This window comes from Caulobacter sp. Root487D2Y (assembly GCF_001427165.1).
Taxonomy (GTDB): domain Bacteria; phylum Pseudomonadota; class Alphaproteobacteria; order Caulobacterales; family Caulobacteraceae; genus Caulobacter.
Map to the genome: position 1 here is coordinate 38,833 of NZ_LMFD01000014.1, position 19,204 is coordinate 58,036.

Annotated in this window: 19 protein-coding genes; 14 read left to right on the top strand and 5 right to left on the bottom strand. The window is 69.1% G+C overall.

Going from position 1 to position 19,204, the window contains the following annotated elements; genetic code table 11:
• The first annotated feature begins 10 nt into the window (after positions 1–10).
• The 3 genes from ASD38_RS20505 (at position 11) to ASD38_RS20515 (ending at position 3,708) form a co-directional block, all read left to right on the top strand.
• The gene (locus tag ASD38_RS20505) at positions 11–1,015 is read left to right on the top strand and encodes an HlyD family secretion protein (RefSeq protein WP_056445608.1); all 1,005 of its coding nucleotides are present in this window, start codon (positions 11–13) and stop codon (positions 1,013–1,015) included.
• A gap of 200 nt (positions 1,016–1,215) precedes the next feature.
• On the top strand, positions 1,216–2,124 hold the full coding sequence (locus ASD38_RS20510) for an SDR family NAD(P)-dependent oxidoreductase (protein ID WP_056445610.1): 909 nt from the start codon (positions 1,216–1,218) through the stop codon (positions 2,122–2,124).
• A gap of 273 nt (positions 2,125–2,397) precedes the next feature.
• The gene (locus ASD38_RS20515) at positions 2,398–3,708 is read left to right on the top strand and encodes an outer membrane protein transport protein (RefSeq protein ID WP_056445612.1); all 1,311 of its coding nucleotides are present in this window, start codon (positions 2,398–2,400) and stop codon (positions 3,706–3,708) included.
• Positions 3,709–3,796: 88 nt separating this feature from the next.
• On the opposite strand, the gene ASD38_RS20520 is transcribed toward ASD38_RS20515, so the two are convergent.
• Positions 3,797–4,909, bottom strand: a complete 1,113-nt coding sequence (locus ASD38_RS20520) for an Mrp/NBP35 family ATP-binding protein (RefSeq protein WP_056462982.1) — start codon at positions 4,907–4,909, stop codon at positions 3,797–3,799.
• A gap of 110 nt (positions 4,910–5,019) precedes the next feature.
• Here ASD38_RS20520 and hflK point away from each other — a divergent pair, with 110 nt between their 5' ends.
• The 4 genes from hflK (at position 5,020) to ASD38_RS20540 (ending at position 10,106) form a co-directional block, all read left to right on the top strand.
• Complete coding sequence (gene hflK, locus ASD38_RS20525) at positions 5,020–6,132, top strand: FtsH protease activity modulator HflK (RefSeq protein WP_056445617.1); 1,113 nt, start codon at positions 5,020–5,022, stop codon at positions 6,130–6,132.
• Positions 6,129–6,977 (top strand): protease modulator HflC, encoded by an 849-nt coding sequence (gene hflC / locus ASD38_RS20530; protein ID WP_056462985.1) that lies wholly within the window; start codon positions 6,129–6,131, stop codon positions 6,975–6,977. Before hflK ends, hflC begins: the two co-directional genes overlap by 4 nt.
• Positions 6,978–7,150: 173 nt before the next feature.
• Positions 7,151–7,762, top strand: coding sequence for a hypothetical protein (locus tag ASD38_RS24230; protein WP_056462988.1), 612 nt, complete (start codon positions 7,151–7,153; stop codon positions 7,760–7,762).
• Between the two features lie 4 nt (positions 7,763–7,766).
• Positions 7,767–10,106, top strand: coding sequence for a putative bifunctional diguanylate cyclase/phosphodiesterase (locus ASD38_RS20540; RefSeq protein WP_056462991.1), 2,340 nt, complete (start codon positions 7,767–7,769; stop codon positions 10,104–10,106).
• A gap of 6 nt (positions 10,107–10,112) precedes the next feature.
• Here the strand turns inward: ASD38_RS20540 and ASD38_RS20545 are convergent, their stop codons facing one another.
• Both ASD38_RS20545 and serB read right to left on the bottom strand, forming a co-directional pair.
• Positions 10,113–10,778 (bottom strand): HAD family hydrolase, encoded by a 666-nt coding sequence (locus ASD38_RS20545; RefSeq protein WP_056462994.1) that lies wholly within the window; start codon positions 10,776–10,778, stop codon positions 10,113–10,115.
• Positions 10,775–11,644 (bottom strand): phosphoserine phosphatase SerB, encoded by an 870-nt coding sequence (gene serB, locus ASD38_RS20550; protein ID WP_056445629.1) that lies wholly within the window; start codon positions 11,642–11,644, stop codon positions 10,775–10,777. The genes ASD38_RS20545 and serB overlap by 4 nt, the downstream gene beginning before the upstream one ends.
• Before the next feature lie 130 nt (positions 11,645–11,774).
• On the opposite strand from serB, the gene miaA reads away from it, so the two are divergent.
• From miaA to ASD38_RS20580, 7 genes are all read left to right on the top strand, one after another.
• Positions 11,775–12,659: a tRNA (adenosine(37)-N6)-dimethylallyltransferase MiaA gene (miaA, locus tag ASD38_RS20555; RefSeq protein ID WP_056462997.1), complete on the top strand. Its 885-nt coding sequence runs from the start codon at positions 11,775–11,777 to the stop codon at positions 12,657–12,659.
• A gap of 60 nt (positions 12,660–12,719) precedes the next feature.
• Positions 12,720–13,202 (top strand): CinA family protein, encoded by a 483-nt coding sequence (locus ASD38_RS20560; protein WP_056463001.1) that lies wholly within the window; start codon positions 12,720–12,722, stop codon positions 13,200–13,202.
• 117 nt (positions 13,203–13,319) lie between these two features.
• Complete coding sequence (locus ASD38_RS25175) at positions 13,320–13,367, top strand: hypothetical protein (protein ID WP_369744215.1); 48 nt, start codon at positions 13,320–13,322, stop codon at positions 13,365–13,367.
• 108 nt (positions 13,368–13,475) lie between these two features.
• On the top strand, positions 13,476–15,299 hold the full coding sequence (locus ASD38_RS20565) for an acetolactate synthase 3 large subunit (protein ID WP_056463313.1): 1,824 nt from the start codon (positions 13,476–13,478) through the stop codon (positions 15,297–15,299).
• A gap of 153 nt (positions 15,300–15,452) precedes the next feature.
• Positions 15,453–16,004, top strand: coding sequence for an acetolactate synthase small subunit (gene ilvN, locus ASD38_RS20570; RefSeq protein ID WP_056463003.1), 552 nt, complete (start codon positions 15,453–15,455; stop codon positions 16,002–16,004).
• 2 nt (positions 16,005–16,006) lie between these two features.
• Positions 16,007–16,870 carry a hypothetical protein gene (locus ASD38_RS20575; protein WP_056463006.1) on the top strand — a complete coding sequence of 288 codons (864 nt, stop codon included), beginning with the start codon at positions 16,007–16,009 and terminating at the stop codon, positions 16,868–16,870.
• 93 nt (positions 16,871–16,963) lie between these two features.
• Positions 16,964–17,404, top strand: a complete 441-nt coding sequence (locus ASD38_RS20580; RefSeq protein WP_056445648.1) for a hypothetical protein — start codon at positions 16,964–16,966, stop codon at positions 17,402–17,404.
• Between the two features lie 6 nt (positions 17,405–17,410).
• Here the strand turns inward: ASD38_RS20580 and ASD38_RS20585 are convergent, their stop codons facing one another.
• Together ASD38_RS20585 and ASD38_RS20590 are read right to left on the bottom strand one after the other, a co-directional pair.
• Positions 17,411–18,073: an aquaporin gene (locus ASD38_RS20585; protein WP_056463009.1), complete on the bottom strand. Its 663-nt coding sequence runs from the start codon at positions 18,071–18,073 to the stop codon at positions 17,411–17,413.
• 109 nt (positions 18,074–18,182) lie between these two features.
• A complete protein-coding gene (locus ASD38_RS20590; RefSeq protein WP_056463011.1) occupies positions 18,183–19,091 on the bottom strand; it encodes an AraC family transcriptional regulator in 909 nt (302 codons plus the stop codon).
• Positions 19,092–19,204: the final 113 nt, after the last annotated feature.

Sequence of the window (19,204 nt, forward strand, 5' to 3'; positions counted from 1 at the left end):
AACTCTCAAAATGCCCGCGTTCCTGCGCCGTCCCGCCTTCTGGATCGTCATCGCCCTCGTCCTGCTCGGCGGCGGGGGGTTCTTCTTCATGAAGGGCCAGGCCGCCGAGAAGAAGAAGAAGCTCGAGGCCGCCGCCGTCCAGGAGGAGCCCAGCCCCTACGCCGCCATCGCCAACGGCAAGGCCGACGTCGAGGGCGGCATCATCCAGGTGGCCGCGCGCCGCCAGGGCATCGTGCGCGAGGTGTTCGTGCAGGAGGGCCAGGACGTGGTCGCCGGCCAGGAGCTGGCCAAGCAGGAGGACGACGACGCCCGTCTGGCCGCCGCCACCGCCTCGGCCAGCCTGGCCTCGGCCCGCGCCCAGCTGGCCGTCCACCAGGTGCAGCTGCGCACCGGCCAGCGCGAGTACAAGCGCCTGCAGAACCTGTCGGCCTCCAACTTCGTGGCCGGCCAGCGCCTCGACGCCGCCCAGGACCAGATCGCCTCGGCCAACGCCAACATCCAGGCGCAACAGGCCGCGATCGAGGTGGCGACCGCCCAATTGGCCCAGGCCCGCTACAACCAGGAACTGACGGTGATCCGCGCCCCGGCCAATGGCCGCATCGCCCGCCGCTACGCCAATCCCGGCTCGGGCGCCTCGACCCTGAACGTCACCCCGATGTTCGATCTGGAGCCCCAGACCGCCCGCATCGTCCGCGCCGAGATCGTCGAGGCCGACATCCCCAACGTCACGATCGGCCAGGAGGTCGAGATCCAGCCGGAAGGCGACCCGACCAAGACCTACATCGGCAAGGTCCTGCGCCGCGCCGCGGTGTTCGGGGCGCGCAAGCTGGCCTCCGACGATCCCAGCCAGCGCAGCGACGAGCGGGTCGTCGAGGTGGTGGTCAGCGCTGACGGCGCCCCGATGCTGGTCGGCCAGCGCGTGCTGGTGAAGTTCATGAAGCCCGGCCAGAAGGCCGGCGTGAAGCGCGACCAGCCCAAGCCGCCGGTGGCCGGGGGCGACAAGAAGAAGGCGTAAGGCGCCCTCTTCCCCCTCTGGGGGAGGAGCGCCGCGGGCGCGGAGGGGGCAAGTGTTCGCCCGCTCCGCACCTGATGCTTGCCCTCTCCGGTCGCTGCGCGGCCTCCTCCCCCAAAGGGGGAAAGGCTCCATCTTGACGCCCCCTCTCCCGCGCCGCACAAACGCGCCAAACCAAACACGCGTTTGAGGGAGAGAAGAGCATGGCGGACGATATCCGGTTCGACGGTCAGGTGGCGATCGTCACGGGGGCCGGTGGCGGTCTGGGCCGGCAGCATGCGCTGGAGCTGGCGCGGCGCGGGGCCAAGGTGGTGGTTAACGATCTGGGCGGCAGCGTCGACGGCTCGGGCGGCTCGTCCGAGGCGGCCAAGGCGGTCGTGGCCGAGATCGAAGCGGCCGGCGGCCAGGCCATCGCCCACGGCGCCTCGGTGACCGACGACGCCGGAGTCGCCGACCTGGTCAAGACGACCATGGACAAGTGGGGCCGGATCGACATCCTGATCGCCAACGCGGGCATCCTGCGCGACCGCACCCTGACCAAGATGGAGCTGGCCGACTTCGAGGCCGTGATCCAGGTCCACGTGTTCGGCACCTTCAAGCCGATCAAGGCCGTCTGGGACATCATGAAGGCCCAGAACTACGGCCGCATCGTCGTGACCACCTCGTCCTCGGGCATGTACGGCAACTTCGGCCAGTCCAACTACGGCGCGGCCAAGATGGCGGTGCTGGGTCTGATGAACACGCTGAAGCTGGAAGGCGCCAAGAACAACGTCAAGATCAACGCCATCAGCCCGGTGGCCGCCACCCGCATGACCGAAGGCCTGATGCCGCCGGAGGTGCTGGAGAAGCTGAAGCCGGAATATGTCACCCCGGGCGTGGTCTATCTGGTGTCGGAAGACGCCCCGACCGGCGCGATCCTGACCGCCGGCGCGGGCGCCTTCGCCCTGTCGCGGATCTTCGAGACCGAGGGCGTCTATCTGGGCGAAGGCGGGCTGTCGGCCGAGGAAGTGCGTGACAACTGGGACAAGATCACCGCCGAGCCCGACCAGAAGGCCTATTTCAACGGCGGCGAACAGGGCGCGAAGTTCTTCCGCAAGCTCGCGGGCGGCTAGGTCTTCGCCGGACGTTACTGAACCACGGCGCGAACGAGCTCGGCGTAGATTTCCCTTACGTCAGCTCGTTCGCGCCAAATTTAGGCAACCTCAAGCACTTCTGACGTAACGTCGAAATATAGACCGGCGATTTTGGGTCATATTATTTGACTTGATGTATAAAATTCACCGTTACACGAATAAAAAGCAACGTTTTTTGACTTAATGCGTTAGAGCGACGGCAACCGGCGCCATCAAGGGCGTCGGAGCTTCCTCCCCAGAAGGTCGTCTTTCATGTCTCTCTCGCGTACCTCCCTCGCCGCCGGCGTGGCGCTCGCCGCCCTGGTCGTCGCTTCGCAGGCCTCGGCCGCCGCTTTCTATCTGCAGGAACAATCCGTGCGCGGCGCCGGCCGCGCCTATTCGGGCGAAGTCGCCGACCGCGGCGCCGCCAGCCTGTGGTGGAACCCCGCCTCGATCGCCGGTCTCGACAAGAACGAGATCTACGGCGGCGTTCACCTCGTCCAGGTCGACTCCCAGGTCGATGACGACGGCTCGACCCTGACCCGTCCGGTCATCCCGGGCGGCCTGACCACCTCGGTGGGCGGCGACCACATCGCCGGCGGCCCGATCAACAACGGCATCGTCCCCAACCTGGCCGGCGCCTTCCGCATCAACGACAAGCTGGCCGTCGGCCTGACGGTCGCCGCGCCCTACAACTTCACCACCGATTACAACGGCAACAGCTGGACGCGTTACGACGCCCTGAAGTCCAGCCTGCTGACGGTCGACGTCAACGGCACGGTGGCCTATCGCGTCAACGACAAGCTCGACCTGGGCGTGGGCGTTTCGGCCCAGTACACCGACGCCGAACTGAGCTCGGCCCTGCCGAACCTGTCGCCGGCCCTGCCCGACGGCGCGTCCTCGCTGAAGGGCGAAGGCAACTGGGACTACGGCTGGAACGTCGGCGCCCAGTTCCACGCCACCCCGGCCCTGACGATCGGCGCGTCCTATCGTTCGAAGATTGAGCACGAACTGGACGGCAAGGTCGTCGTCTCGGGCCTGCTGGGCCCGCTGGCCGGCGGCAATATCAGCACCGACGGCGTGGCCAAGATCACCACCCCGTGGATGGCCAACCTCGGCGCCCGTTGGAAGGTTGACGACAAGACCACGCTGAACGCCTCGATTTCCCGCATCGGCTGGAGCGAGTTCGACCAGATCGTCGTCTCCTATCCGGGCGGCGGCAGCATCAGCGAACAGAACTACGAGGACACCACCACCGCGGCCTTCGGCATCGACTACGAGGTCAATCCGAAGCTGACCCTGCGAGGCGGCGTGCAGTACGACCCGACGCCGACGCCGAACGTGGGCCGCACCGCCCGCGTGCCGGACGGCGATCGGACGCTCTATGCGTTCGGCAGCACCTGGCAGGCGACCGACGCCATCCAGTGGGACGCGGCCGTGTCGTACATCAGCTTCAAGGACAGCAAGATCAACCGCATCGACACGTTCTATGCCGGCACGCCGGCGGCGACGCGGCTGAACCTCCAAGGCGACGTCGGCGGCTCGGCCGTGGTCCTGTCGACGGGCCTGCGCTGGAGCTTCTAGGTTCGACGTGAGCTGATGAAGAAGAGGCCGCCCGGGGAAACCCGGGCGGCCTTTTTCTTCTGGCGCGCGGCGGGACGCCCCCCTCCGCCTACCCCTTCACCCCATCCCACAACATCTTCGCCGCCCCGACGAACGCCTTGGCCGCCGCGCTGTCCGGCGCGCGCAGCACCACCGGCGTTCCCGCGTCGCCGGCCTCGCGCACGGCGATCTCGATCGGCACCTGGGCGAGCACCGGCACGCCCAGGGTCTTGGCCTCTTCCACCCCGCCGCCGGTTCCGAAGATCGGGATCGGGGCGCCGCCGGCCGGGTCGGCGAAGAAGGCCATGTTCTCGATCAGGCCCAGGATCGGGGTGGCGGTCTTGCCGAACATCGCCGCGGCGCGGCGGGCGTCGATCAGGGCGATCTCCTGCGGCGTGGTCACCAGCACCGCCCCGTCGATCCGCAGTTTCTGGACCAGGGTCAGCTGGATGTCGCCGGTGCCGGGCGGCAGGTCGACGACCAGCACGTCCAGCGGCGCGGCCGCCGAGCCCCAGGCCACGTCGTGGATCATCTGGCGCACGGCCGACGAGGCCATCGGGCCCCGCCAGATCATCGCCTTGCCCTCGTCGACCAGGAAGCCGATCGACATCAGCTTGATCCCGTGGGCCTCCAGCGGCTGCAGCTTGCCGTCCTCGAAGCTGGGCTCGCCGTCGACGCCCATCATGCGCGGCGCCGAGGGGCCGTACACGTCGGCGTCCAGCAGGCCCACCCGCAGGCCCTGGGCGGCGAAGGCGCAGGCCAGGTTGGTGGCCACGGTGGACTTGCCCACCCCGCCCTTGCCCGAGGCCACGGCGATCACGTGCTTCACATGGGCGGGCTTTTCGGCCTCCGGCGGCGGGACCAGCTTGGCCTGGCCGTCTTCGGAGACCTTGGCGCCCTTGCGCACCCGGGTCGCGCCCTCGGCCGCCTGAGCGGTCAACACGACCTGGGCGACCTCGACGCCCGGCAGGCCCGCCAGAACCTTCTCGGCCGCCTCGCGCACCGGGGCGTAGGTCGCCGCCTGGGACGCCGGCACCTCCAGCATGAAGCCGGCGCGTCCGGCGCGCATCACCAGACCCTGGACCAGGCCGGCCGCGACCAACCCCTGGCCGGAAACCGGATCGACGATCAGATCCAGCGCCGCGCGGGCGTCGTCGAGGGTGGCGGGGGAAGCTGCGGTCACGGGATTGTCTTGCCTTGTTCTGCGGGGGCTTTCATATCCGCGTGCGGGGATGGTTTTACAACCCCGCCATTTGGCCCGCCATTCGCTGTGACCGGAAGACCAAGCCGCCCATGCCCTGGAATGACAACGCCGGCCCCGGACCTTGGGGATCCCCGCCGCCAAACGACGGCAAGAAGGACCCGGATCGCAACAGGGGCGAAGGGCCGCGTCCCGGCGGCGGCCCCGGCGGGTCCGGCGGCCCGCCTCCGCCGGTCGACGTCAACGCCCTGCTTGAGCGCCTGTCCGACCGGATGCGCCAGACCTTCGGCGGCCCTGGCCGGGGACGCGCGATCGCCGTCTCGGCCCTGGGCCTGGTCGCCCTGTGGGCTGTCTCGGGCTGCTATGTGGTCCAGCCCAAGGAGCAGGCGGTCGTCACCACCTTCGGCGCCTATAGCCGCACCGCCCAGCCCGGCCTGCGCTACCACCTGCCCTGGCCGATCGAGCACGCCGAGCTGGTGCCCTTCACCTCGATCCAGACCCTCGACATCGGCGGCTCGGTCAGCCAGCCGATATCCGACGAGCGCCTGATGCTGACCGGCGACGAGAACATCGTCGATCTCAGCTTCACCGTTCAGTGGAAGGTCTCGGACGCGCCCAAATACGCCTTCAACGTCCGCGACCCCGATGTCGTGATCAAGGACGTCGCCGAGAGCGCCATGCGCGAAGTGGTCGGCCGCACCGCCCTCACCCCGATCCTGACCACCGGCCGCGGCCAGGTGCAGGACCAGACCGAGGTGCTGATGCAGCGCATCCTCGACCGCTACGACGTCGGCGTCTCGATCCAGAGCGTCAACATCCAGGCCGCCACCACGCCGGCCCCGGTGCTGGAGGCCTATCGCGACGTGCAGCGCGCCGCCCAGAACGCCGAGTCCGCCGCCAACAACGCCCGCGGCGAGGCCGCCCAGATCCGGCAGGCCGCGCTGGGCTATCGCGAGCAGGTCGTGCGCGAGGCGGCCGGCGACGCCGACCGCTTCAACCAGGTCTACGCCCAGTACAAGCTGGCCCCGGCCGTCACCCGCGAGCGCCTCTATATCGAGACCATGCAGCGCGTGCTGGAGCGGTCCAACAAGGTGATCATCGACAACAAGGGCGCCACGGCCCCCGTGATCCTGCCGCCCGACACGTTCAGGCCGAGGACCTCCGTCGCCGCCAGCACCGCCGCCGCCGAGGGGACCGTCCGATGAACCGCCTCAACCCGTCCGTCGTCGCCACCGGGATCGGCGCGCTGTTCCTGCTGATCCTGGCCAACTTCACCCTGTTCAAGGTGGACCAGAAGCAGCAGGCCCTGATCGTCCGCCTGGGCGATCCGGTGCGCACCGTGCGCACGCCCGGCCTGCACGTGAAGAGCCCGTTCGACACCGTCATCCGGTTCGACAAGCGCAACATCGAGATGATCAACGCCCAGCCTGAAGAGGTCACGGCCGCCGACCAGGAGCGCCTGGTGGTCGACGCCTTCGTCCGCTACCGCATCACCGACCCGCGCCAGTTCTACCGCACCCTGGGCCAGGAAAGCGTCGCCACAGACCGCCTGGACCGCATCGTCAACGCCGCCCTGCGCGAGGAGATCGGCCGCTCGACCTCCGAAGAGGTGATCGCCGGCAAGCGCGCCCAGGTGATGGCCGCCATCCGCGACCGCGTCGCCCGCCAGGTGGCCGCGTCCAACCTGGGCGTCCAGGTCATCGACGTGCGCATCAAGCGCGCCGACCTGCCGCCGACCAACGAGCAGGCGGTGTTCGAGCGCATGCAGACGGCCCGCAAGCAGGAAGCCGCCGAGCTGCGCGCCATCGGCGAGCAGAAGCGCCGCGAGATCGTCGCCACCGCCTACGAGGAGGCCGAGAAGATCCGCGGCGACGCCGACGCCCAGCGCGCCCAGCTGTTCGCCTCCAGCTTCGGCCGCGACCCGGGCTTCGCGGCCTTCTACCGGTCGATGTCGGCCTATGAAAAGGCGCTGGGCCAGGGCGACACCACCCTAGTGCTCTCGCCCGACAGCGCATTCTTCAAGTACTTCGAGAAAGGTCCGGCGGGCTGAGATCGAAACAAACCCAAAAGGCCGGCGGATCACTCCGCCGGCCTTTTTCTTGAAACGCCCCGGGGCAAGACCTTGCGCAACCTCGAACAGGTCAAATTGTCGCAGGTCTTGGCCTGAAACGCCGCCCCGGGCCTGTTAACTGGGATTTCACGGCGCCAAGGCTAAGCAGGCGCATGAAGATCGCGCCGATACTCTTCGTGGCGACAATACTGACGGGATCCGCCCGCGCCGCGGACCTGACGGTTTCGGTGCGTGGGCCTGACGGCAAACCGGTTTCGGACGCGGTCGTCACCGTCTATCCGAACGGCCAGCCGACCAGGGGTCCGATCAAGTTCGACTGGCCCTATCGCGTCGCCCAGCGGAACATCCAGTTCACCCCGTTCGTGCTGATCGTGCCGGCGGGAGCCGAGGTGTCGTTCCCCAATCTCGATAAGGTCCGCCACCACGTCTATTCGTTCTCCGACGGCAACAAGTTCGAACTGAAGCTGTACGGCCGCGAAGAGAGCCGCTCCGTCAGGTTGTCGGCGGTCGGCGTGGCGGCGATCGGCTGCAACATCCACGACCAGATGGTCGGCTTCATCAAGGTGGTCGACACAGCCTATGCCGCCAAGAGCGACGCCGGCGGCGTGGCCGTGATCCATGGCCTGCCGGACGGTCCGGTCGTCGCCAAGGTCTGGCACCCCTATCTGCGGGCGCCGAAGAACGAGAAGACCCTGGCCCTCACCGCCGTTCGCGGCGCGGCGCGCGAGACCGCGACGATCGAACTTCGCCCGGGCGGGCACTGATCCGATGTTCAAACGGCTCCAGACCAAGCTGACCGTCCTCTACGCGGGTCTGTTCGCCCTGGCCCTGAGCCTGGTCGCCGTGAGCGTCTACCTGACCATCGCCAACAACGCCCAGCAGCAGGTCCGCGGGGAGCTGGCCGCGACCGGCACGGTGTTCGACAGCGTGTGGGCCCTGCGCACCCAGCGGCTGCGCGACGGGGCCGACCTGCTGTCGCGCGACTTCGGCTTCCGCGCCGCCGTGGCCACCCGCGACGCCCCGACCGTCGACTCCGCGGTGACCAACCTGCGCCAGCGCATGGGCCTGGAACTGGCCTTCATGGTCGGGATCGACGGCGACGTGGTCGGCGTCGACCCGGCCAAGATCGACATCGGCAAGCTGTGGAGCGCCCTGGATCACGAGGACGGGGCCCAAGGCGTGTTCGTCGTCGACGGCGCGCCTTACCAGCTGATTTCCGCGCCCGTGATGTCGCCCAACCTGACCGGCTGGATCGTGTTCGGGGCGCGGCTCGACGATCGCGAAATGACGGCCCTGGAACAGCTGGCGGCCATCCGCCTGGACGCCCAGGTGTTCGACCGACGCGGCGAGACCTGGGTGACCACCGACAAGACCGCCGACGCCAAGGCGCTGGGCGCCTTGGTCGCCACGGCCACGGCCGCGGGCAAGGCGGTCTCCGCGCCGACCCGCCTGCGCACGGCCGCGGGCGACAACCTGGTTCTGGTCAAACGACTGAAAACACTGGACGGCCAGACGCCGGCGGCGCTGGTCCTGCGCTATCCCATGGCCTTGGCCATGGCGCCCTATCAGCCGCTGATGGCGGCGGTGTTCATCGCCGTCCTGGCCGGCGCGGCCCTGGTCGTGGCCGCCAGCTGGGCGCTGTCGCGCGACATCGCCAGGCCGATCGCCGCCCTGGAGGACGCCGCCCGGCGTCTGCGGCGCGGCGAGGCCGTGCACGTGGACGTGCGCTCCAGCGACGAGATCGGCCATCTCTCCGACAGCTTCAACCTGATGGCCGCCGAGATCCGCGAACGCGAGGTTCGGATCACCGAGCTGGCCCTGCGCGACGCCGAGACCGGCCTGCCCAACCATCTGGCCATGGAGCGTGAGATCGAGGCGCGCATGGCCCGCCTGGCGCCGGGCGAGCAGGTCGTGGTCGGGGCCCTGGGGCTGGACCGCTTCACCGTCCTGCGCAGCGCGATCGGCTACGCCCTGTTCACCCAGCTGGTCGCGGAGATCGGCGCGCGGATCCAGGTGATCGATCCGGAGGCCGTGGTCGGCCGCCTGACGACCTCGACCCTCTGCGTGATCTCCCGCCTGACAGCGCTGACCGACGAGGTCGTGCCGCTCATTGAAAAGGCGCTCGTCGACCTGGCCGCGCCCGTCCGCCTGGGCGGCGAGCTGGTCGACGTCCACATGACCAACGGCCTGGCCGCGGCCGAGGCCGGGACTATCGACGCGCCGCGCCTGATCGAACAGGCGATGATCGCGCTGGACCAGGCCCGCGCCTGCGGCCGCAAGGTGTCGATCTTCGATGCGGCGGCCTATGGCGACCCGGCCGGCAACCTGTCGCTGATGAGCGAGATGCTGCAAGGCGTCGCGACCGGCGCCCTGTTCCTGCATCATCAGCCCAAGCTGGATCTGCGCAGCGGCGCGATCACCGGCCTGGAGGCCCTGGTGCGCTGGGCCCACCCGACCCGCGGCCTGCTGCGGCCGGACCTGTTCGTCGGCATGGCCGAGGAGACCGGCCACATCCGCGCCCTGACCGACTGCGTGATCGACCGCGCCATCCTCGACCAGCGCGCGCTGCGCGAGGTCGGCCATGACCTGACGATTTCGATCAACATCTCCGGTCGCCTGATCGACGACGCCGAATTCGCCGATCGCGCCATCGAGAAGATCGCCGCCGCCGGCGCCCGCTTCTGCTTCGAGATCACCGAGACCGCCGTGATCGGCAATCCGGACGTCGCCCTGGGCGTGCTGGCCAAGCTGAACGCCGCCGGAATCCCCGTGTCGATCGACGACTACGGCTCGGGCCTGTCGTCCCTGGCCTATCTGAAGCAGATCAACGCCGAGGAGCTGAAGATCGACAAGGCCTTCGTGTTGTCCCTGGAGAACGACGCCAAGGACGCCCTGCTGGTCAAGTCGACCATCGATCTGGCCCACAGCCTGGGCCTGAAGGTCACCGCCGAAGGCGTCGAGAGCCGCCAGGCCCTGGCCATGCTGCAGATGATGGGCTGCGACCTCGCCCAAGGCTACCACATCGCCAGGCCCATGGCGCTGGACAAGCTGGTGGTGTTCCTGGGGGATTGGCAAATCTCGAACCCTCTCCCAGTGGGAGAGGGTTGAAGTGAACTAGGCCGCGGCCTTCAGCAGGCCCAGCACCACGTGCAGGCTGTCGGCGACGTGCACGCACTTGTCGTGCATCTCCTCGTTCGGGTCGAGGATGTCCGGCACCATGATCGTCATCATCCCTGCCGCGTGCGCCGCGCGGACGCCGGGGTGGGAGTCCTCCAGGGCCAGGCACAGGGTCGGGTGGACGTTCAGCCGGCGGGCGGCCTCCAGATAGGGATCCGGGTGCGGCTTGTGGCGCGTGACGTCGCCGTTGGCGACCACCGCGTGGAAGCGCCTGACCAGATCGAAGCGCCCCAGATAGCGGTCCACCGCCTGGCGGCTGTTGGAGGTGGCGATGGCCCGCGGCAGGCCCAGGGCGTCCAGATAGTCGAGGATCTCCATCACCCCGGTCTTCAGCCGCACCTCGGCCTCCAGCAGGATCTCGACGTCGCTCCAGACGCGGGCGAAATAGTCTTCGACCGGGAAGGTTTCGCCATGGAGCTCGCGCAGCATCACCGCGCATTCCGGATTGGTCTTGCCGACCATCGATCGGTAGGTCGCGGCGGTGAAGTCGATGTCGAACGCCTGGCCGGCCTCGATCATCGCCGCCTGGTAGACCGTCTCGGTGTCCAGCAGCAGGCCGTCCATGTCGAACACCACGGCCTGGACGCCGCGCGGGAAGGTCACGAGACGAACTCGGCGGCGGTGAAGCCCTGGAAGTAGAGCAAGGCTGTGAGATCGGCGTGGTCGACCTTCGCGTGGGCCTGAGCCGCGACGATCGGCTTGGCGCGATAGGCCACGCCCAGGCCCGCGACCTCGATCATCGCCAGGTCGTTGGCGCCGTCGCCCACCGCCAGGGCGTCGGCCGGGGTCAGGCCCAGGGCCGCCGTTTCCTCCCGCAGGGCGGCCAGCTTGGCCTCCTTGCCCAGGATCGGCTCGCCGACCGTGCCCGTCAGCCGGCCGTCGGCCTCGATCAGGGTGTTGGCGCGATTGAGGTGGAAGCCGGCCGCCTGGGCCACCCGCGAGGTGAAGAAGGTGAAGCCGCCCGAGACCAGGGCGCAGCGGGCGCCGTGCTCGGCCATGGTCCGCACCAGGGTGCGCGCCCCCGGATTGAGCTTCACGCGGTCGTCGTAGCAGGCCTGCAGGGCGTCGACCGACAGGCCCGTCAACATGCCGACCCGCTCGCGCAGCGCGCCCTCGAAGGCCAGCTCGCCGCGCATGGCGCGCTCGGTGATCGCCGAGACCTTGTCCTTGACCCCGGCGAAGTCGGCCAGTTCGTCCAGGCACTCGACGTTGATAATCGTGGAGTCCATGTCGGCGATCAGCAGCCGCTTGCGACGGTTCTCGACCGGCTGGACGGCGAAGTCGACCGGCAGTTCGTCGACCGCGGCCTTGACCGCCTGGTGGGTCTCCACCGGCGGCCCGTCGATCAGCAGGTCCAGCGCTCCCTCCCCCAACACGGCTTCGGACGAAACCGCCAACGCGGCGCGCACGGCGGCAACGGCCTCCGCCAGGGCGGCGGGATCGGGCGAGACGAGGGTGATCGCGAGCATGAGGGGCGGCTATTGGAGGAAGCCGCCCGCGTCAACCACTAGCTTCCGTCATGACGCGAGGATGGCGCCCGCCTGGCGTTTCGTGGTTTGTCCTGGCGAGGTCGAAACTGAGTACGGGCTGGATCGAGAATTGGCTGAAGCGGACATCGTCCTGATCGCCGGTCCCACCGCCAGCGGCAAGTCGGCCCTGGCCTTGAAGCTGGCGCGCGAGCGCGGCGGCGAGATCGTCAACGCCGACTCCATGCAGATCTATGCGGGCCTGCGGGTGCTGACGGCCGGGCCGTCGGAGGACGAGCTGGCCCAGGCGCCGCACCACCTGTTCGGGGTGGCCGACGCGGCCGACGGCTGGTCGGTCGGACGCTGGCTGACGGCGGCGACCCAGGCCCTGGCCGACATCGCCGCGCGGGGCCGCCCCGCCATCGTGGTCGGGGGCACGGGCCTGTATTTCCGCGCCCTGACCCACGGCCTGGCCGACGTGCCGCCGGTGTCCGAGACCCAGCGCGAGGTCTCGGCCCTGCTCTACGCCGCCCAGGGCGAGCCGGAGTTCCGCGACGTGCTGGCGCGGCTGGACCCGCAGGCCGAGAAGCGCATCGAGATCGGTGACCGCCAGCGCCTGGTCCGCGCCCACGCCGTGGCCGTCGCCACCGGCAAGTCGCTGACCGCCTGGCAGACCGACACCAAGCCCGCCCTGGCTGCAGGGACGTGGCGCGGCGTCGTGCTCGATCCCCCGCGCGCCGAGCTCTACGACCGCTGCGACGCCCGCCTGGGCCTGATGGTCGAGCACGGAGCGCTGAACGAGGTGCGCGCCATGGAGGCCCGGGGTCTGGACCCGTCCCTCCCCGCGCTCAAGGCCGTCGGCTACCGCGAACTGGCCGCCCATCTGCGGGGCGAGACCACGCTGGACGCGGCGCTGGACGCGGCGCGGCAGGAGACGCGGCGCTACGCCAAGCGGCAGATGACCTGGTTCAGAAACCAGACGCCGGATTGGGAACGGGTCGTTCCCGATCTCTCATAAATCCCTTCATCCCGACCTTCGTCGGAACGAGCGCAGCATTTGTTTAGCCGAGACCCCGCCATGACCGAACTCGCCCGCCTCGCCGCCGCCGTCGCCGCCCGCCTGACCGAACGGGGGGAAACCGTCGCCGTGGCCGAATCCTCGACCGGCGGGCTGATCTCGGCGGCCCTGCTGGCCGTGCCGGGGGCGTCGAAGTTCTATGTCGGCGGCGCGGTGGTCTACACGGCCCGCGCCCGCCTGACCCTGCTGGACATCCCGCAGAAGGCCATGGACGGCCTGCGATCGGCCAGCGAGCCCTACGCCGTGCTGCTGGCCCGGGTGGCCGGCAAGAACCTGAAGGCGACGTGGGGCCTGTCGGAAACCGGCGCGGCCGGGCCGGACGGCAACCGCTACGGCGACGCCGCCGGCCACAGCTGCACCGCCGTGGTCGGGCCGGACAAGGAGGTCAGTCTTACCGTCGAGACGGGCCTGGACGACCGCGAGACCAACATGCGGCGGTTCGCCGAGCACGCTCTTGCCCTCCTGCTGGAAACCTTGGGCTAAGTTTCGCTCCCAGAACGCCGTTGCATGGGAGCAACGGGTCGTTTCTTGCGTCAAACCGCGCCTTGACGCCCCTCGGCGAGCATGGCATTCCCCAATCATCCATTTGGAGCAACACTCGTGCGCAACACCATGATCGTACTTATGGAGCGGCCGTTCACGGCGTGACCTTGAAGTCACGTTGATAGATCGGTCGCGCGCACAAAAGGTCCTTCGGGGCCTTTTTTCTTTTCTGCCTTGCCCCAAGCCAAGCTTCCCAGCCCCCGGATCACCGCCATGACCGCCCACCAGACCATCGAGAGCCAGGCTCCCGCCCAGACGATCCCCTCTCTTTCTCAAGAAGGGCGCGCCATGACCGGCGCCGAGATCGTGGTTCGCGGCCTCGTGGACCAGGGCGTCGAGGTGCTGTTCGGCTATCCGGGCGGCGCGGTGCTGCCGATCTACGACGCGCTGTTCCACGAGCCGCGCCTGCAGCACATCCTGGTCCGCCACGAACAGGGCGCCACCCACGCCGCCGAGGGCTACGCCCGCAGCTCGGGCAAGCCCGGCGTCGTGCTGGTCACCTCGGGCCCAGGCGCGACCAACGCCATCACCGGCATCATGGACGCCCTGATGGACTCCATCCCGATGGTGGTCATCACCGGCCAGGTCCCCACCCACCTGATCGGCACCGACGCCTTCCAGGAAGCCGACACGGTCGGCATGACCCGCTCGTGCACCAAGCACAACTACCTGGTCAAAGACGTCCGCGACCTGCCGCAGATCATCCACGAGGCGTTCAAGATCGCCACCACCGGCCGTCCGGGCCCGGTGCTGATCGACATCCCCAAGGACGTCCAGTTCGCCAAGGGCGAGTATTACGGCCCGACCGAGGTCGCCTCGACCCACGCCTACAATCCCAGGACCAAGGGCGACCAGAACCGCATCGCCGAGGCCGCCAAGCTGATCGCCCAGGCGCGCCGACCGGTCTTCTACACCGGCGGCGGCGTGATCAACGCCGGCCCCAAGGCCAGCCAGGCCCTGCGCGAGTTCGCGGCCATGACCGGGGCGCCGGTCACCTCGACCCTGATGGGCCTGGGCGCCTTCCCGGCGGCCGATCCGGCCTGGCTGGGCATGCTGGGCATGCACGGCACGTTCGAGGCCAACAACGCCATGCACGACTGCGACGTGATGATCTGCGTCGGGGCCCGCTTCGACGACCGGGTCACCGGCCGCCTGGACGCCTTCTCGCCGGGCAGCAAGAAGATCCACATCGACATCGACGCCTCGTCGATCAACAAGAACGTCCGCGTCGACCTGCCGATCATCGGCGACGCCGGCAGCGTGCTCGAAGACCTGATCGCCGCCTGGAAAGCGGCGGGCCACAAGCCCAACAAGGTCGCGCTCGGCGACTGGTGGCGGCAGATCGACGAGTGGCGGGCCCGCGACTGCCTGCGCTATCGCCAGTCCGGCGACGCCATCAAGCCGCAGCACGCCATACAGCGCCTGTACGACCTGACCCGCGACAAGGACGTCTACATCACCACCGAGGTCGGCCAGCACCAGATGTGGGCGGCGCAGTTCTTCCGCTTCGAGGCGCCCAACCGCTGGATGACCTCCGGCGGCCTGGGCACCATGGGCTACGGCCTGCCCGCCGCCATCGGCGTGCAGCTGGCCCATCCTGGCGCCCTGGTCATCGACATCGCGGGCGAAGCCTCGATCCAGATGTGCATCCAGGAGCTGTCGACGGCGATCCAGTACGAGCTGCCGGTGAAGATCTTCATCCTCAACAACGAGCGGATGGGCATGGTCCGCCAGTGGCAGCAGCTGCTGCACGGCGAACGCTACAGCCACTCCTATTCCGACAGCCTGCCCGACTTCGTCAAACTGGCCGAGGCCTACGGCGCGGTGGGCATCCGCTGCGAGGACCCCGCCGAGCTGGACGCCAAGATCCTGGAGATGATCAATAGCGACCGGCCGGTGATTTTCGACTGCATGGTGACCAAGGACGAGAACTGCCTGCCGATGATCCCCTCGGGCAAGGCCCACAACGAAATGATCATGGGCGACGTCGAGGACATCGGGAATGTCATCGGGGCGGCGGGCGCGGGGCTGGTCTAAGTTGACGCTCTTCCCTCCCCCTCGTGGGGAGGGTGGCCCCGAAGGGGTCGGGTGGGGCTTGATGAGTCAGCAGACCCCACCCACCAGCTTCGCTGGTCCCCCCTCCCCACAAGGGGGAGGGAAATTTCCAAAGTTAGGGGCTACAACAACACCATGACCACCGACCTTCACCCCGCCTCCGCCTACGACATGGCTCCCAACGCCCAGGTCGAGCAGACCGCGACCTTCGCCCTGTTGGTCGACAACGAGCCGGGCGTGCTGCACCGCGTGGTCGGGCTGTTCGCCGCGCGCGGCTACAACATCGAAAGCCTCACGGTCGCCGAGACCGACCGCAAGGCCCATACCAGCCGGATCACCGTGGTCACCCGCGGCACCCGCCAGGTGCTCGACCAGATCGAGGCCCAGCTGAACAAGGTGGTCAATGTCCGCCGCGTGCACGACGTGACGCGCGACCCGAACGGCGTCGAGCGCGAGCTGGCCCTGGTCAAGGTGCGCGGTCAGGGGGGCGATCGGGTCGAGGCCCTGCGCATCGCCGAGATCTTCCGCGCCAAGCCGGTGGACACCACCCTGGAGAGCTTCGTGTTCGAGATCTCGGGCGCGCCGTCGAAGATCGACAAGTTCCTGGATCTGATGCGGCCGCTGGGCCTGGTGGAACTGTCGCGCACCGGCGTGCTTTCCATCGAGCGGGGTGTTGAAGGAATGTAGCCATGACAGGCGCGATGCTTTTGGCCGGCCTCCTGTTGGGGTTCCCCCTCGCCGGCCAGCAACCCGCGCCCCAGCCTGGCCCGCCGCCTCCGCCCGATCCCGTCATCTGGTGGTCGCCCGAGATCCCCAAGCCGCCGCCCGAGCAGGACCCGTTCCAGGGCCGCCGCCTGCGTCCCGGCGAGACGCTGGTTCCGATCGACAACGGCGTCGATCCCCTGCTCTACCGCCTCTGGGGCCTGCAGCCCCTGCAGAGCCAGCTGATCAAGCCCGGCGAGCTGGTGCTCGAGGTCTGGGCTCGGCCGGCGACAGGGGTGCGCCAGGCGGTGGTCCGGGTCACCGTGCGCCGCGACGGCCGCGCCTTCGTCCAGGCCCGCGCCGGCCTGGGCTGCTGCACGCCCGAGATCGGCCGCCGGGTCGACATCGACGCCGAACTCGCGACCCAGCAGATCGCGCCGCTGAAGGCGCTGGTCGGCGCCCCGCTGTGGAGCCAGCCGCGCTCGGTGACCGTCGACTATGGCGGCGGCGCGGTGGAGCCGGTGTGCCTGGAGGGGGTCTCGTGGGACGTCACCCTGCTGGTCCCCGGCCAGGCGCGCCACCTGCGCCGGGCCTGCGACGACGCCGAGGTCGGTTCGATCGCCCCGGCCCTTGCGGCCGCCTTGTCGGCGGCCTCGGGCCGCGACGCCCGGTTCGACGCGATGTTCGCCCGCGGCGGCGACTTCTCACGCCAGCAACAGGCCTATGACTCGCTGATCGCCTCGGGCGGACGGCTCAAGCCCGGGACCGGCAACCGCCCCCAGCCGCCCGCCGCGCCCGCGCCGGCGGAAGAGCCGACGGAAACCGCCACGCCCGCGCCTCCGGACAAGTAGGGCCTCAACCCGCGGCGCGCCCACGCGTGGCGATTGCAGACTCGGCATAACGCCGTTATCTAGCTTGGCCATAAGTCTGGGGGAGAAGCCGACATGACCAAGATCGTTTCGCTGAAGTCCTTGCTGTGCGTCGCCGGCGCCGTCGCCACCCTTGGCGTGAGCGCCGCCGCCCAGGCCCAGGCCGTGCCGAACACGCCCCAGATCCAGTTCGTCCCCTCCGCCGAGGTCCCGTCGATTCCCGCCGGGCTGCAGACCGCCTGCATCAACGCGCCGGTCGACGGCGCGCCGACCAGCAAGACCTGCCCCGTCATCTACTACGGCCCGACTAGGACCTGGGTGTTCAGCTACGCCGACAATCGGACTTCGTTCGCCCTGGTCACCTTCGACAGCTCAGGCAAGGTCCTCAAGAACGTCGAGCGCCCCGGAGCCCGCTACATCTTCGACGTGTTCAGCGACGACCACGGCCAGAAGTTGACCCTGGTCGGCCAATCCAAGAACTCGGTCGTGATCAACTGGTCCGACCTGCCGCACTAGACCGCCTCAGCCCACCTTCAGCACGTTGAAGCGGTAGAGCAGCGCGCCCAGCACCGCGCCGATCGTCGGGGCGGCGAAGAACAACCACAGCTGCGCCAGGGCCTGGCCGCCGACGAAGATCGCCGGACCCAGGCTGCGGGCCGGGTTGACCGAGACGCCGGTCACCTGGATGCCGACGATGTGGATCACCGCCAGGGCGATGCCGATGCCCAGCCCCGCGAAGCCCGGGGCGGCGTCGGCGCCGGTCGCGCCCAGAATGACGATCACGAACAGGGCGGTCATCACCACCTCGAAGGCGAAGGCCGCCTCGACCCCGAATCCGCCGCCATAGCCGGGGCCCCAGCCGTTCTGGCCCAGGCCGTGGGTCGTGCCTCCGGCGATGAACAGCAGCACCGCGGCGCCGGCGACGGCGCCGGCGAACTGGGCGGCCCAGTAGATCAGCATCTCCTTGGCGCTCATCCGCCCGGCCACGAAGGCCGCCAGGCTGACCGTCGGATTGACGTGGCAGCCCGACACCGGGCCGATGCCGTAGGCCATCGCCACGATCGCGAAACCGAAGGCCAGGGCTATGCCCAGCTGCCCGACATGGTCGCCGCCCAGGACCGCCGCGCCGCAACCGAACAGCACCAGGGCGAACGTGCCGATGAACTCGGCGACGAACTTAGACATCTGACCCGCTCCCTCTCCCAGCTCGCCTCGAAGACAAGCTCGGCGAGCTTGTCCTTCTTTGGCCAGACCAGAAATGGGGGAAAACCTTTAGGGCGGTCGACGCCGCGCCCTAGGTGTCGAGCAGCATGTCGGGCCGGGCCCGCAGGCGCGCCGCGTCGCGCAGCGGCGGCGCGCCGAACAGCCGGGCGTATTCGCGGCTGAACTGCGAGGCGCTGTCATAGCCCACCGCGTGGCCGGCCGAGCCGGCGTCCAGCCGCTGGGCCAGGATCAGCTTGCGCGCCTCCTGCAGGCGGATCTGCTTCTGGTACTGCAGGGGACTGAGCGCGGTCACGGCCTTGAAGTGGCGATGCAGGGCCGAGGGGCTCATGCGCGCCTCGGCCGCCAGCTCCTCGATGCTGAACGGCTGGTTGAAGTGCCGGGTGATCCAGCCGATGGCCCGCTTGACCTGGCGCATGCGGCCGTCGGCCCGGGCGATCTGGGCCAGGCGCGGCCCCTGATCGCCCAGCAGCATGCGGTAGAGGATCTCGCGCTCGATCAGCGGGGCCAGGACGGCGGCGTCGCGCGGCGTGTCGATCAGCCGGACCATCCGCATCACCGCGTCCAGCAGGGGCGGATTGACCTGGCTGACCGCCATGGCCCCGATCAGCGGCCCGGCGTCCTGGGCCAGGGCCGGCTCGCCGCCCAGCTGCAGCAGCAGGTCGCCGATCACCGCCGGGTCGAGGTCCATGCGGAAGCTGAGATAGGGCTCCCGCGGCGAGGCTTCGATCACCTGGCCGATCACCGGCAGGTCCACCGAGGCGACCAGATAGTTCAGCGCGTCGTAGACTAGCACCGAACCGCCGCTGAGCACCTGCTTGCGGCCCTGGGCCACCACGCAGACCGCCGCGCCGAACACGCCGTGCTTGGGTTCGGTGGGCTGGCTCGCGCGATGCAGCGAGGCCTTGTCGCAGATGCCGTGCTCACCGTCGTGAGGCGCGTATCGTTCAATCAGCGCGGCGAGTTCGCCTTGCTCGACCATCGGCATTTCCTTTTGCGGGCGGACGTTGTCCTACGCCTGCCGGGCTTGCCGGTCACGCCTGTCAGAGGTGATGTGCAGGATCGTGCAATCAAGGGGCAGCATCGGTCTATCGC

Coding starts and splice junctions, on each gene's coding strand:
- ASD38_RS20505 (WP_056445608.1), top strand. CDS start 11: ATGCCCGCGTTCCTGCGCCGTCCCGCCTTCTGGATCGTCATCGCCCTC.
- ASD38_RS20510 (WP_056445610.1), top strand. CDS start 1,216: ATGGCGGACGATATCCGGTTCGACGGTCAGGTGGCGATCGTCACGGGG.
- ASD38_RS20515 (WP_056445612.1), top strand. CDS start 2,398: ATGTCTCTCTCGCGTACCTCCCTCGCCGCCGGCGTGGCGCTCGCCGCC.
- hflK (WP_056445617.1), top strand. CDS start 5,020: ATGCCCTGGAATGACAACGCCGGCCCCGGACCTTGGGGATCCCCGCCG.
- hflC (WP_056462985.1), top strand. CDS start 6,129: ATGAACCGCCTCAACCCGTCCGTCGTCGCCACCGGGATCGGCGCGCTG.
- ASD38_RS24230 (WP_056462988.1), top strand. CDS start 7,151: ATGAAGATCGCGCCGATACTCTTCGTGGCGACAATACTGACGGGATCC.
- ASD38_RS20540 (WP_056462991.1), top strand. CDS start 7,767: ATGTTCAAACGGCTCCAGACCAAGCTGACCGTCCTCTACGCGGGTCTG.
- serB (WP_056445629.1), bottom strand. CDS start 11,644: ATGCTCGCGATCACCCTCGTCTCGCCCGATCCCGCCGCCCTGGCGGAG.
- ASD38_RS20560 (WP_056463001.1), top strand. CDS start 12,720: ATGACCGAACTCGCCCGCCTCGCCGCCGCCGTCGCCGCCCGCCTGACC.
- ASD38_RS20565 (WP_056463313.1), top strand. CDS start 13,476: ATGACCGCCCACCAGACCATCGAGAGCCAGGCTCCCGCCCAGACGATC.
- ilvN (WP_056463003.1), top strand. CDS start 15,453: ATGACCACCGACCTTCACCCCGCCTCCGCCTACGACATGGCTCCCAAC.
- ASD38_RS20575 (WP_056463006.1), top strand. CDS start 16,007: ATGACAGGCGCGATGCTTTTGGCCGGCCTCCTGTTGGGGTTCCCCCTC.
- ASD38_RS20580 (WP_056445648.1), top strand. CDS start 16,964: ATGACCAAGATCGTTTCGCTGAAGTCCTTGCTGTGCGTCGCCGGCGCC.
- ASD38_RS20585 (WP_056463009.1), bottom strand. CDS start 18,073: ATGTCTAAGTTCGTCGCCGAGTTCATCGGCACGTTCGCCCTGGTGCTG.
- ASD38_RS20590 (WP_056463011.1), bottom strand. CDS start 19,091: ATGGTCGAGCAAGGCGAACTCGCCGCGCTGATTGAACGATACGCGCCT.